We start from the raw sequence: 13,268 nt of genomic DNA, 5'->3' as shown, positions 1-13,268 counted from the left end.
TTAGGCAGGCATCCGATCGATATATCCTAGGTTCGGGAGAGTAGTATGGCCGCCAAGAAGCTTTTGATCCTTCCCGGTGACGGCATCGGCGTCGAAGTGATGGCGCAGGTCCGCCGGATCATCGACTGGATGGCCCGCAAGCGGAAGATCGAGTTCGAGATCACCGAAGGCCTGATCGGCGGCTCCTCCTACGACGTGCACGGCACCCCGCTGTCCGACGAGACCCTGGCCGCCGCCATGGCCGCCGACGCCGTGCTGCTGGGCGCCGTGGGCGGCCCCAAGTGGGACGACCTGCCCTTCGATGTCAAGCCCGAGCGCGGCCTGCTGAAGATCCGCAAGGAAATGGGCCTGTTCGCCAATCTGCGCCCCGCCACCGTGCTGGAAGCCCTGGCCGACGCCTCGACGCTGAAGAACGAAGTGGTCGCCGGCCTGGACATCATGATCCTGCGCGAGCTGACCGGCGGCCTGTATTTCGGCCAGCCGCGCGGCATCGACACCCTGCCCGACGGCACCCGCAAGGGCTACAACACCCTGGTCTACACCACGCCCGAAATCCAGCGCATCGGCCGCGTCGCCTTCGACCTGGCGAGGAAGCGCAACAAGAAGCTCTGCTCGGTGGACAAGGCCAACGTGCTGGAATGCACCGTGCTGTGGCGCGAAGAGATGATCAAGCTGCAGAAGGAGGAGTTCCCCGACGTGGAACTCAGCCACATGTACGTGGACAACGCCGCCATGCAGTTGGTGCGCAATCCCAAGCAGTTCGACGTGATGGTCACCGAGAACATGTTCGGCGACATCCTGTCCGATTGCGCCGCTATGCTGACCGGCAGCCTCGGCATGCTGCCGTCGGCCTCCTTGGGTGAAGCCGACGCCCAGGGCCGCCGCAAGGCCCTCTACGAGCCCGTCCACGGCTCGGCCCCCGACATCGCCGGCAAGGACATGGCCAACCCGCTGGCCACCATCATGTCGTTCGCCATGTGCCTGCGCTACTCGTTCGACATGGCCGCCGAGGCCGACCTGATCGAGAATGCCGTCAAGAACGTCCTGAAGGGCGGCCTGCGCACCGCCGACATCATGCAGCCCGGCAAGGCCAAGGTCTCCACCACCGTCATGGGTGAAGCCGTGGTCCGCGAGTTGGACAAGCTCAACGCCTGATCCTCAGGCGACGAAACGCGGCGGCGGTCCCGAAAGGGGCCGCCGTTTTGTTTTGGGGAAAGAAGATGCGAAGGGACTCGTCCCTTCGCGCATCCCTATTCCTTGTTTATAGGAAAAACTGAAGGTGCGGAAGCTGTGCTTCCGCGTGGGTGCGGGCGGCAGCCCGCTCGCGCCAGCGATCCCCTACTACTGCCCGTCGTCGCCGTCGGTGGGAAAGTCGTCGTTCTCGGCCGAAGCATGGGCGATGTCGCGCCGCACTTCCGGCGAGTTGAGGATCGAGTCGATGCGCGACGCGGTATCGAAGGTGGTGTCTTCCTGGAACCACAGATCGGGCACGGCGCGCAGTTCTACCATGCGGGCCAGTTCATGGCGCAGGAAGGCCTTGGCGCGTTTCAGGCCGGTCAGGATGGGGGCGACTTCGCCACCGCCCAGCGGCACCACGAAGACCGTGGCGTTGCGCAGATCGGGGCTGACCCGGACCTCGGTGACGGTGATGGCGCGGCCCTGGAGGTCGGGGTCGCGGAACTCGCCGCGCTCGATCACCATGGCGATGGCGTGGCGCAGTTCCTCGCCGACGCGAAGCTGGCGCTGGGACGGTGGCTTGGCACCCCGGCTCATGGCAAAGACTCCGCCGCGAGAGACACGATCACCCCGTTACAGGGTGACCGCGATCTCCTCGATCTCGAAGCATTCGATGACGTCGCCGACCCGGATGTCCTCGTAATTGGTGAAGGACATGCCGCACTCGTAGCCCTCGCGGACGTCCTTGACGTCGTCCTTGAAGCGCTTGAGCTGGGCGAGGTCGCCGGTATGGATGACCACGTTGTCGCGCAGCAGGCGCACCTTGGACCCGCGCTTGACGGTGCCCTCGGTGATCATGCAGCCCGCCACCTTGCCGACCTTGGTGATGTTGAACACCTCGCGGATGGAGGCGTAGCCCAGGAAGCGCTCGCGCAGTTCCGGCGCCAGCATGCCCGACAGCATCTTCTTCAGGTCGTCGGTGACGTCGTAGATGATCGAGTAGTAGCGGATGTCGACGCCGTCGCGCCGCGCCATGTCGCGGGCCTGGGGATTGGCGCGGACGTTGAAGCCGATCAGCAGGCCGTTGGAAGCCTTGGCCAGGGTGATGTCCGACTCGTTGATGGCGCCGACGGCGGCATGCAGGATGCGCACCTTGACGTTTTCGTTGCCCATCTTCTCCAGGGTGGACGAGATGGCCTCGATGGAGCCCTGCACGTCGCCCTTGATGACCACGGGCAGTTCCTGGGCCTCGCCCGACTTGATGGCCGAGAACATCTGCTCCAGGGTGCCGCGCTGGGCCAGCTTGGCCTTGGCCTCGCGGTCCATGCGCTGGCGGTAGCCGGCGATTTCGCGGGCGCGGCCCTCGTCCTCGACGGTGACGAAATCGTCGCCGGCGGCGGGGGTGCCCTGCAGGCCCAGCACCTCGACCGGAGTGGAGGGGCCGGCTTCCTTGATGGAATTGCCGTGGTCGTCGACCAGGGCGCGGACGCGGCCCCATTCGGCGCCGGCCACGAACACTTCGCCGACCCGGATCGTCCCCTTCTGCACCAGCACGGTTGCCACCGAGCCGCGGCCCTTTTCCATCTTGGCCTCGACCACCACACCCTGGGCGGCACGGGTCGGGTTGGCCTTGAGGTCGAGGATTTCGGCCTGCAGCAGGATGGCTTCTTCCAGCTTCTCGAGGTTCATGCGCTTCTTGGCGGACACCTCGATGGCCAGGACGTCGCCGCCCAGTTCCTCGGTCACCAGTTCGTGCTGCAACAGCTCCTGGCGGACCTTTTCGGTATTGGCGCCGGGCTTGTCGATCTTGTTGATGGCGACGATGATCGGCACGCCGGCGGCCTTGGCGTGGCGGATGGCTTCCACCGTCTGCGGCATGATGCCGTCGTCGGCGGCCACCACCAGCACCACGATGTCGGTCACCTTGGCGCCGCGGGCGCGCATGGCGGTGAAGGCCTCGTGGCCGGGAGTGTCGATGAAGGTGATCTTGTCGCCCGAGCTCATGGTCACCTGATAGGCGCCGATGTGCTGGGTGATGCCGCCGGCTTCGCCCGACACCACGTCGGTGGCGCGCAGCGCGTCCAAGAGCGAGGTCTTGCCGTGGTCGACGTGACCCATGACGGTGACCACCGGCGGACGCGAGATCAGCACCTCGTCGGTGTCGGCCTCGCCCTCCAGGCCGACCAGGACGTCGGCTTCGGACACGCGCTTCATGTTGTGGCCGAACTCGGTGACCACCAGCTCGGCGGTGTCGGCATCGATGTTCTGGTTGATGGTGGCCATCACGCCCAGGCGCATCAGGCACTTGATCACGTCGGCGCCGCGCACCGCCATGCGGTTGGCCAGCTCCTGCACCGTGATGCTTTCGGGCACGATCACCTCGCGGATGACCTTTTCCGAGCCCTTCTGCATGTGCTTCAGGCGCTCGCGTTCGCGGGCGCGCTTGACGGCGGCCAGCGAGCGGCCGCGCTCGGAGCGGTCGTCGTCGGTCAGCGCGTCGGTGATGGTCAGCTTGCCGGTGCGCCGCCGCGGTTCGGTGCGCTTGACCGGGGCGGGCTTGTGGGCGGCGGCGCGCTTCTTGGCGCGCTCCTCTTCCTCTTCCTCTTCCTCGGTGCGGCCGCGCGGCGCGGCGGGCGCATCGCCGGCCGGAGCGGCGGGTGCGCCGGCGACGGGAGCGGCGGGCTTGGGCTGGGCCGGAGCGGGAGCGGCGGCAGGAGCGGCCGGAGCGGCGGCGGGAACCGGAGCGGCGGCTTCGGCCGGGGAATCCTGACCGGATTGCGGCTCGGCGGCGCGCAGGCGCGCCTCGTCCTCGGCGAGGCGGGCGGCCTCTTCCTCGGCGACGCGATTGGCCTCGTCCTCGGCGGCGCGGCGGACGGCCTCTTCCTCGGCACGGACGCGGGCCTCTTCCTGCTGGTGGAGAGCGTCCTGCAGCGCCTTGGCGCGGGCGGCCTTTTCGTTGTTGGTCAGGTCGTGGGCGCTGGCGGCCCGCGTCGCGGCCTCCACCTTGGCCACGGCGGCGGCGAGATCGGCCTCGGCGATGGAATGGACGCCGTCCTTGATCTCGTGCATGGCGCCGCCGGCGCTGGAGAAGGTGCGCTTCTTGCGGACCTCGACGGTCACCACCTTGGATCGTCCATGGGAGAAGCTCTGCCGGACCTGGCCGGTCTCGACGGTCTTCTTCAGCTCCAGCTTGCCCGGCTGGGTCAGCTTCAGCGGGGCCTTACGGTCTTGATCCTGGGAATCGCTCATGTACGACTTCGTCTCTTCTGCAAAAAATCATCCGCGGAAACCGGCAAGCAACGCCGCGTCATCCTTGAGACGCTGCGCCAGCCTGCCCGGGGACACGCAGACATGAACGGCCGCATCGCGGCCAAAAACGGTGCCCAACTCGGCCCCGTCAAAAAGCTCGATCACCGGCACACCGGGTGCCATCGCCTGGACCTTGGCGCGCCCGTCGCGGGCGGCGTCCCTGGCCCCAAGAAGCAAGGCGGCGCGGCGGGACTTGATCTCGGCGCACACCTTTTCGAACCCACAGACCGCCTGGCCGGCGCGGCGCGCAAGGCCCAGGATATCCAGGCAGCGGCGCGCCAGAAGCACCTCGATCCGATCGGCCAGCCCCTCGGGCACCGCCACTTGGCGGCGGGCCGCCCGGGCGAAGGACCGTTTGGACACGGCCGTATTTACCACATCCCGGCTGGCGCTCAACCAGATTCCCCGTCCGGGCAGCTCATGGCCGGGGTCTGGAAACAGCGTACCATCGGGCGCCACGGCGAACCGCAGCAATTCCGCCTTGGGCCGCACCTGACCGGTGACGATGCACCGGCGCTCGGGTCCGACCTCTTCTTCCTCTTCCAGGTCGGGGGATTCGGCCATGCCGCCCCCCCCTTACTTGCCTTCCTCGAACCAGTGCGCGCGCGCCGCCATGATGACCGCGTTGGCCTCGTCCTCGCTCATGGCATCCTTGCCCAGGATGTCGATCAGCTCGTCGCCGGCCAGATCGCCCAGATCGTCCAGGGTCTTGATACCCTTGTCGCCCAGCTTGACCAGCATGGAGGGCGCCAAGCCCTCGATGGCGGCCATCTCGTCGGCGACGCCCATGTCCTTGCGCATCTGGTCGTAGCGCTCGTCCTGCTCGGCCAGGAAGTTCCGCGCGCGGGTCTGCAGCTCCTCGGCGACGTTCTCGTCGAAGCCCTCGATATCGGCGATGTCCTCGGCGGGCACGTAGGCCACCTCCTCCACCGACGAGAAGCCCTCGGTCACCAGCAGATGGGCGATGACGTCGTCCACGTCCAGGGCCTGGATGAACATATTGGAGCGCGAGCGGAATTCCTCGGTGCGGCGCTCGGATTCCTCGGCCTCGGTGAGGATGTCGATGTTCCACTGGGTCAGCTGGCTGGCCAGACGCACGTTCTGGCCGCGGCGGCCGATGGCCAGCGACAGCTGGTCGTCGGGCACCACCACCTCGATGCGGCCGGCTTCCTCGTCCAGCACCACCTTGGTGACCTCGGCGGGCGCAAGGCCGTTGACCACGAAGGTGGCGACGTCGGGCGACCACTGGATGATGTCGATCTTCTCACCCTGCAGCTCGGCCACCACCGCCTGGACGCGCGAGCCGCGCATGCCGACGCAGGCGCCCACGGGATCGATGGAGGAATCGTGGGACAGCACGGCGATCTTGGCGCGCGAGCCGGGGTCACGGGCCACCGCCTTGATCTCGATGATGCCGTCGTAGATTTCCGGCACTTCCTGGGCGAACAGCTTGGCCATGAAGATGGGATGGGTGCGCGACAGGAAGATTTGCGGCCCCCGGGGCTCCTGGCGGACGTCGTAGATGTAGGCCCGCACGCGGTCGCCGGTGCGGAAGGTCTCGCGCGGGATCAGCTCGTCGCGGCGCAGCAGGGCCTCGGCCCGGCCGAGGTCGACGATGACGTTGCCGAATTCGACGCGCTTGACCAGACCATTGCTGATCTCGCCGACGCGGTCCTTGTATTCGTTGAACTGGCGCTGACGCTCGGCGTCGCGCACCTTCTGGACGATGACCTGCTTGGCGGTCTGGGCGGCGATGCGGCCGAAATCGATGGGCGGCAACGGATCGACCAGGAAGTCACCGATTGCGGCGTCGGGCTTCTTCTTCAGCACCTGCTTCAGGGTCTGCTGGGTGGCCTCGTTCTCCACCTCCTCGACCACTTCGATGTAGCGGGCCAGCTGAATCTCGCCGGTCTTGCGGTCGATGTGGGCGCGAATGTCGTGCTCGTGGCCGTACTTGGAGCGACCGGCCTTCTGAATGGCCTGCTCCATGGCTTCGAGAACCTCGTCGCGGTCGATGCCCTTGTCGCGGGCGACGGCGTCGGCCACCTGAAGGAGTTCGGGGCGGGGAAGTGCGGCGATCCGTTCCATGGTCCTAATGCGTCCTCACTCTTCCTGGTCTTGCATGGTCGCGGCGATCAGTTCGTCGGTCAGCACCAGCTTGGCGCCACGAACGTCGGCCAGCGGAATGGCAACGTCCCCGGTCTCGACGGCGAGGAGCACATTGACGCCCGCCTCGTCCAGACCCAGCAGCTTGCCCCGGAACCGCTTGCGCCCATCGATGGGCTGGCACGATTCCATCTTGGCCTCGAACCCCGCCCAGGTGACGAAGTCCTTGGCCCGGGTCAACGGACGGTCGATGCCCGGCGAACTCACCTCGAGGGTATAGGCCGCCGAGATGGGGTCCTCCACATCCAGCAGGGCCGAAACCGCGCGGCTGATGTCGGCGCAATCGTCCACGGCCATCATCACGCCGTCTTTGCGATCCGCCATGATCTGGAGCGTGAGCCGCTGCTTTCCCTGCAGCTGCACCCGCACCAACTCGTACCCCATGGCGTCCAGTGACGGCGCGATCAGGGCCTCCAAACGGCTTTGAAGATCCATAAACCCTGTCGCCTTGCGACCTAACGTTGGTCCCTAAAAACGAAAAAAGTGGGCCGATGGCCCACCCTCACAATCCCGTCGGACGGGAATACAAGAATGTGTCTGGGCGTCAATATAGCCAAATCCGCGCCAGAGGCAAGAGTTTGTGGACTCGCCCCCTACCGCTTCAGAATCCTCGGCACCGAGTTGAGGCGCAGCCGGAAGGCGTCGGGCATGCCCGAGCCCAGCAGCGGCCGCAGATACATGCGGAAGGAATCGGTGACGTCGGTGCCCGATTCGGCGATGAAGTGATCCTCCATCACCCTGGTCTTGCCGGCCACCGCCTCGAGCGGCAGCAGCTTGTAGTCCACCGAGTAGAAGCCGGTGCGCTGGATGGTCACCGAGCCGTCCTGGTCGCCCCACATGGCGAACTGCACCGCCTTTTCCCCCACCTCGCGGGCTTCGCGCTGATCCACGTCCGAGACGCAGCCGATGAACGAGCGCTGCAGGTAGCCGAAGGTGTCGCCCCGCACCCGCTTGATCCCCAGCTTGTCCTTGACCTCGTCGCACAGCAGGTCGGACAGCGCCCCGGTGCCGGAAAGCTGCAGGTTGCCGTGGGCGTCCTTTTCCACCGCCTTGGACAGGGTGGAGACGATGGGAGTGCCGTCCTCGTCGTGGATTCCCTCCGACAGGGCGACGACGCAGCGGCCGTATCTGTCGTAGGCGGCCTTGACGTCGGCCAGGAAGCTCTCCACCCGGAAAGTGCGCTCGGGGATATAGATAAGGTGGGGGCCATCCTCGGGAAACTTCTTGCCCAGCGCCGAGGCCGCCGTCAGGAAGCCGGCGTTGCGGCCCATCACCACCGCCAGATAGACGCCGCGCAGCGCCGCGTTGTCGAGGTTGACCCCCATGAAGGCCTGGGCGACGAAGCGGGCCGCGGAGGGAAAGCCCGGCGTGTGGTCGTTGAGCACCAGATCGTTGTCGATGGTCTTGGGGATGTGGATGCAGCGCAGCGGGTAGCCGGCGTTGCGCGCCTCCTCCGAGACGATGCGCACGGTGTCCGACGAATCGTTGCCGCCGATATAGAAGAAATAGGCGATGCCGTGGGCCTTCAGCACCTCGAAAATCTCGTGGCAGTACTTGAGGTCGGGCTTGTCCCGCGTCGAGCCCAGCGCCGAGGACGGCGTCTGCGCCACCATTTCCAGGTTGTGGCCGGTCTCCTGGGTGAGGTCGAGGAAGTCCTCGTTGACGATGCCGCGCACCCCGTGATGGGCGCCGTAGACCAGGTCCACGTTGCGGAACTTCCTGGATTCGAGCACCGCGCCGACCATGGACTGGTTGATCACCGCGGTGGGGCCGCCGCCCTGGGCCACCAGAACCTTGCCGTGCAGCATGGAACGCCTCCCTCTTGGTGCCCGAACAGGATAGCCCCTTTTTGCCGGGCCGCCAGCGACCAATATGAGGGGAGGCCAACGCTTTGATGAGGACACCCCTTGCCAGCCCCGCCGCTCCGCATCTTCGACTCTCCCTGCAAATCCGTCTGCCGCATCGACGACCGGTTTGGCTGGTGCATCGGCTGCAAGCGCACCCGGGCCGAGATCAAGGCGTGGTCCACCGCCAGCGACGCCGAGAAGCAAGACATCCTGGCCCGCCTGCCCGTCCGCGCCGCCGCCGAGCCGGAAGTGCTGGCCGGAGGCGGTTCCTAGCGATCGGAATCGGTTAGCCGGGGTTCTTCGCAATCCGATTCAGATAGCCGTTGACTCTGCCCCGGGGGTGAGTATATTTCGGCCCTCTCGCGCTAGGCCCAAACCTTGCGCGTCACTATTTCTTTTGCTCAGGTAGAATCGTCATGTTCGCAGTCATTCAGACCGGCGGTAAGCAGTACAAGGTGGCTTCGGGCGACGTGATCCGCGTCGAGAAGCTGGGTGGCGAGGCCGGTGCCGAAGTCGTGCTCGATCAGGTTCTGATGGTCGGCGACAAGATCGGCGCCCCCGTCGTGGCCGGCGCCAGCGTGAAGGCCACCGTGGTGGCTCAGGCCCGTGGCGAGAAGATCATCATCTTCAAGAAGCGCCGCCGCCAGAATTCGCGCCGCAAGAACGGCCACCGCCAGGACCTGACGATCCTGCGCATCACCGATATTTCCGCCGGCTGATCGCCCGCGCCGGATACGAGGAGAGTAGACAATGGCTCATAAAAAGGCTGGCGGTTCGTCCCGCAACGGCCGCGACTCCGCGGGTCAGCGGCTCGGCGTCAAGAAGTTCGGCGGCGAGCTGGTCATCCCTGGCAACATCATCGTGCGCCAGCGCGGCACCAAGTTCTATCCCGGCACCAATGTCGGCATGGGCAAGGATCACACCCTGTTCGCCACCGCCATGGGCAAGGTGAGCTTCCAGCACAAGGCCGAGGGCCGCACCTTCGTGGTTGTGGAGCCCCTGCCGGAGGCCGCCGAATAAGGCCGTTCCCGGACGCTTGCGTTTTTAAGAAAGGGGAACGGTTCGCCGTTCCCCTTTTGCTTTTGGATATACCCCCATGAAGTTCCTCGATCAGGCCAAGATTTTCGTCAAGTCGGGCGACGGCGGCGCCGGCTGCTGCTCGTTCCGGCGCGAGAAGCACATCGAATTCGGCGGTCCCGACGGCGGCGACGGCGGGCGGGGCGGCGACGTCATCCTGGAATGCGTGGCCAACCTCAACACCCTGATCGACTACCGCTACCAGCAGCACTTCAAGGCCAAGATCGGCAATCACGGCCAGGGCCGCAACAAGACCGGCGGCAAGGGCGACGACGTGGTGCTCAAGGTGCCGGTCGGCACCCAGGTGCTGGACGAGGACAAGGAGACGGTGCTGGCCGACCTGACGGCCGCCGGACAGCGCATGGTGCTGCTCCGGGGCGGCGATGGCGGCTTCGGCAACATGCACTACAAATCGTCCACCAACCAGGCGCCCCGGCGCGCCGACGAGGGTTGGCCGGGCGAGGAGTGCTGGATCTGGCTGCGCCTCAAGATGATCGCCGACGCCGGTCTGGTGGGGCTGCCCAATGCCGGCAAGTCCACCTTCCTGGCCGCCGTGACGCGGGCGCGGCCCAAGATCGCCGATTATCCCTTCACCACCCTGCATCCCAACCTGGGCGTGGTCACCCTGGGCGAGGAGGAATTCGTCGTCGCCGACATTCCCGGCCTGATCGAAGGGGCGCACGAGGGCGCCGGCATCGGCGACCGCTTCCTCGGCCATATCGAGCGCTGCCGCGTGCTGCTGCACCTGATCGACGGAACCCAGGACGACGTGGCCGAGGCCTATCGCGTGGTGCGCCACGAACTGGCCGCCTATGGCGGCGGCCTGGACGAGAAGCCCGAGGTGGTGGCGCTCAACAAGTGCGATTCGCTCACCGCCGACGACATCGAGCTGAAGCTGATGGAACTGTCGGAAGCCTGCGGCCAGGAGGTCCTGCCCCTGTCCGGCGTGTCGGGCGTCGGCCTGAAGCCCATCCTGGCCCGCCTGTTCACCCATATCCGGGAGGCCCGCGAGGCCGAGCCGGAAGTGCCCGCCGCCTCGGCCATCTTCGGCGCCGGCAAGCGCGGCGCCCCCACCTTCCAGCAAAGGAAGCGCAAGGCCGAGGCGGAGGATGACCAGTTCGCCCGCGGCCATTGGGGCGCCGACGGCGAGTGGATCTGGCATGATGCCGAGGGCGGGGACGGGGATTACGACGACGAGGGCGCGGACCTGGACGACGAAGAGGACGAAGACGAGGAATGAACCCCCTCCGCGACGCCAAACGCCTGATCGTCAAGATCGGCTCCTCGCTGCTGGTGGATGACGCCACCGGACAGATGCGGCGCGGCTGGCTGGAGAGTCTGGCCGCCGACATCGCCGCCTGCACGGCGCGCGGCCAGGAAGTGATCGTGGTGTCGTCGGGCGCCGTGGCGGTGGGGCGGCGCAAGCTGGGCCTCGTCCCGCCGCTCAAGCTGGAGGAGAAGCAGGCCGCCGCCGCCACCGGACAGATCCGCCTGGCCCATGCCTGGCAGGACGCCCTGGCCCACCATGCCATCACCGTGGCCCAGGTGTTGCTGACGCTCGACGATTCCGAGAACCGGCGGCGCTATCTCAACGCCCGCTCGACGCTGGAGACCCTGCTGCGCCTGGGCGCCGTGCCGGTGATCAATGAGAACGACACGGTGGCCACCGCCGAAATCCGGGTCGGCGACAACGACCGCCTCGCCGCCCGGGTGGCGCAGATGGTGTCCGCCGACGCCCTGGTGCTGTTCTCCGACATCGACGGCCTGTATACCGCCGACCCGCGCAAGGATTCCGACGCCCGCTTCATTCCCGAGGTGCGCGAGCTGACCCCGGAGATCGAGGCCATGGCCGGCGACCCCGGCTCGGCCTACGGCTCGGGCGGCATGGTGACCAAGCTGGTGGCGGCGCGCATCTGCCTGTCGGCGGGCTGCCGCATGGCCATCACAAGGGGCGAGCCCATGCACCCGCTCAAGACCATCGAGGACGGCGGGCGCTGCACCTGGTTCCTGCCCAGTTCCGAGCCGCGCACGGCGCGCAAGCAATGGATCTTCGGCTCCATGAAGCCCGCCGGCACCTTGGTGCTGGATGCCGGCGCCGCCCGGGCACTGGCCCAAGGCCGCTCGCTGCTGCCCGCCGGCATCACCGAGGTCAACGGCGAATTCGAGCGCGGCGATTGCGTGCTGGTCAAGGATACGGAGGCCAAGGTACTGGGGCGCGGGCTGGTGGCCTATTCCGCCACCGATGCCCGCGCCATCATGGGCCGCAAGTCGGGGGAGATCGAGGCCATCCTGGGCTTTCGGGGCCGCGACGAACTGATCCACCGCGACGATCTGGTGATGGAGGGATGATGACCGCCAACCTCGATACCCTGATGACCGATTTGGGCCGGCGCGCCCGCGCCGCCGCCCGTGCGCTCGCCCTGGTCCCGTCCGAGCAAAAGGACAAGGCGCTGCGCGCCGCGGCGCAGGCCATCCGCATCGATGCCGGGCTGATCCTCGCCGCCAATGCGCGTGACATGGAAGCGGGCGAGGCCAAGGGGCTCACCAAGGCCATGCTCGACCGCCTGATGCTCGATCCGGCCCGCGTCGAGGCCATGGCCAAGGGGCTGGAGGACATCGCCCGGCTGCCCGATCCGGTGGGGCGCTCGCTGGCCGAATGGACCCGGCCCAACGGCATGCACATTTCCCGCGTCGCCGTGCCGCTGGGGGTGATCGGCATCATCTACGAGAGCCGCCCGAACGTCACCGCCGACGCCGCCGCGCTTTGCCTGAAATCGGGCAACGCCACCATCCTGCGCGGCGGCTCGGAAAGCTTCCATTCGTCCCAGGCCATCCTGACGGCGCTCTCGGGCGGTTTTGCCGCCTGCGGCCTGCCCGCCGACGCGGTGCAGATGGTGCCGACCACCGACCGCGAGGCGGTGGGCGCCATGCTGCGCCTGTCCGAGTATATCGACGTCATCGTGCCGCGCGGCGGCAAGTCGCTGGTCGAACGGGTGGTGGCCGAGAGCCGCATTCCCCTGTTCCAGCACCTGGAAGGCATCTGCCACACCTATGTGGACGGTTCCGCCGACCTGGAGATGGCCAGAACCATCGTGCTCAACGCCAAGATGCGCCGCACCGGCGTCTGCGGCGCCACCGAGACGCTGCTGGTCGATCGTGCCTGCGCCGGAACCCACCTCGCGCCCCTGGTCGCCATGCTGATCGATGCGGGCTGCGAGGTGCGGGGCGACCAGCCGGCCCAGGACGCCGATTGCCGGGTGTCGCCCGCCGCCGAAGCCGACTGGAGCACCGAATACCTCGACGCCGTCATCTCGGTGAAGGTGGTGGACGGGGTGGGGGCTGCGGTGGAGCACATCAACACCTATGGCTCGCACCACACCGAGGCGATCATCGCCGGGGACCCGAAAGCCGCCGAGACCTTCCTGCAGGGATGCGACTCGGCCATCGTGCTGTGGAACGCCTCGACCCAGTTCGCCGATGGCGGCGAGTTCGGCATGGGCGCCGAAATCGGCATCTCGACGGGCAAGATGCACGCGCGCGGCCCGGTGGGCGTCGAACAGCTCTGCACCTTCAAATACGTGGTGAAGGGCAGCGGCCAGACCAGGCCCGGCTGAGATTTTGCCGAGGAACACGGATGAACACGGATTGCGCCTCGCGCTCACGGATGGACACGGATCGGAGTGGAATAATGTC

At 67.1% G+C, this 13,268-nt stretch carries 13 protein-coding genes; 7 read left to right on the top strand and 6 right to left on the bottom strand.

Annotated elements, in window-relative coordinates; genetic code table 11:
• The first annotated feature begins 45 nt into the window (after positions 1-45).
• A complete protein-coding gene (gene leuB, locus H261_RS07120) occupies positions 46-1,155 on the top strand; it encodes a 3-isopropylmalate dehydrogenase (RefSeq protein WP_008615870.1) in 1,110 nt (369 codons plus the stop codon).
• A 186-nt stretch (positions 1,156-1,341) separates the two neighbouring features.
• Here leuB and rbfA read toward each other — a convergent pair whose 3' ends face one another.
• The 6 genes from rbfA to H261_RS07090 form a co-directional block, all read right to left on the bottom strand.
• Complete coding sequence (gene rbfA / locus H261_RS07115; protein WP_008615869.1) at positions 1,342-1,773, bottom strand: 30S ribosome-binding factor RbfA; 432 nt, start codon at positions 1,771-1,773, stop codon at positions 1,342-1,344.
• A 36-nt stretch (positions 1,774-1,809) separates the two neighbouring features.
• Positions 1,810-4,425 (bottom strand): translation initiation factor IF-2, encoded by a 2,616-nt coding sequence (gene infB / locus H261_RS07110; protein WP_008615867.1) that lies wholly within the window; start codon positions 4,423-4,425, stop codon positions 1,810-1,812.
• Between the two features lie 27 nt (positions 4,426-4,452).
• Positions 4,453-5,049: an RNA-binding protein gene (locus H261_RS07105; RefSeq protein ID WP_008615865.1), complete on the bottom strand. Its 597-nt coding sequence runs from the start codon at positions 5,047-5,049 to the stop codon at positions 4,453-4,455.
• Positions 5,050-5,061: 12 nt separating this feature from the next.
• Positions 5,062-6,573: a transcription termination factor NusA gene (gene nusA, locus H261_RS07100; protein ID WP_008615863.1), complete on the bottom strand. Its 1,512-nt coding sequence runs from the start codon at positions 6,571-6,573 to the stop codon at positions 5,062-5,064.
• 15 nt (positions 6,574-6,588) lie between these two features.
• Positions 6,589-7,086, bottom strand: coding sequence for a ribosome maturation factor RimP (gene rimP / locus H261_RS07095; protein WP_040475908.1), 498 nt, complete (start codon positions 7,084-7,086; stop codon positions 6,589-6,591).
• 158 nt (positions 7,087-7,244) lie between these two features.
• Positions 7,245-8,459 carry a 6-phosphofructokinase gene (locus tag H261_RS07090; protein WP_008615859.1) on the bottom strand — a complete coding sequence of 405 codons (1,215 nt, stop codon included), beginning with the start codon at positions 8,457-8,459 and terminating at the stop codon, positions 7,245-7,247.
• Between the two features lie 99 nt (positions 8,460-8,558).
• Between H261_RS07090 and H261_RS07085 the strand changes: the two genes are divergently transcribed.
• The 6 genes from H261_RS07085 to H261_RS07060 all read left to right on the top strand — a co-directional run bounded on the left by H261_RS07085 (position 8,559) and on the right by H261_RS07060 (position 13,189).
• Positions 8,559-8,771, top strand: a complete 213-nt coding sequence (locus H261_RS07085) for a DUF1289 domain-containing protein (protein ID WP_008615858.1) — start codon at positions 8,559-8,561, stop codon at positions 8,769-8,771.
• 143 nt (positions 8,772-8,914) lie between these two features.
• The gene (rplU, locus tag H261_RS07080) at positions 8,915-9,217 is read left to right on the top strand and encodes a 50S ribosomal protein L21 (RefSeq protein WP_008615857.1); all 303 of its coding nucleotides are present in this window, start codon (positions 8,915-8,917) and stop codon (positions 9,215-9,217) included.
• A 31-nt stretch (positions 9,218-9,248) separates the two neighbouring features.
• Positions 9,249-9,518 (top strand): 50S ribosomal protein L27, encoded by a 270-nt coding sequence (rpmA, locus tag H261_RS07075; protein WP_008615856.1) that lies wholly within the window; start codon positions 9,249-9,251, stop codon positions 9,516-9,518.
• 76 nt (positions 9,519-9,594) lie between these two features.
• On the top strand, positions 9,595-10,815 hold the full coding sequence (obgE, locus tag H261_RS07070; RefSeq protein ID WP_008615855.1) for a GTPase ObgE: 1,221 nt from the start codon (positions 9,595-9,597) through the stop codon (positions 10,813-10,815).
• Entirely contained in the window at positions 10,812-11,924 is a 1,113-nt protein-coding gene (gene proB, locus H261_RS07065; RefSeq protein WP_008615854.1) for a glutamate 5-kinase, read from the top strand. The genes obgE and proB overlap by 4 nt, the downstream gene beginning before the upstream one ends.
• Positions 11,921-13,189, top strand: a complete 1,269-nt coding sequence (locus H261_RS07060) for a glutamate-5-semialdehyde dehydrogenase (protein ID WP_040475907.1) — start codon at positions 11,921-11,923, stop codon at positions 13,187-13,189. Before proB ends, H261_RS07060 begins: the two co-directional genes overlap by 4 nt.
• The last annotated feature ends 79 nt before the right edge of the window (positions 13,190-13,268 follow it).

The sequence above is a fragment of the Paramagnetospirillum caucaseum genome, assembly GCF_000342045.1.
GTDB classification, from domain to species: domain Bacteria; phylum Pseudomonadota; class Alphaproteobacteria; order Rhodospirillales; family Magnetospirillaceae; genus Phaeospirillum; species Phaeospirillum caucaseum.
The sequence above is the reverse complement of the archived record's forward strand: the minus strand, read 5'-3'. Positions and strand labels throughout refer to the sequence as shown.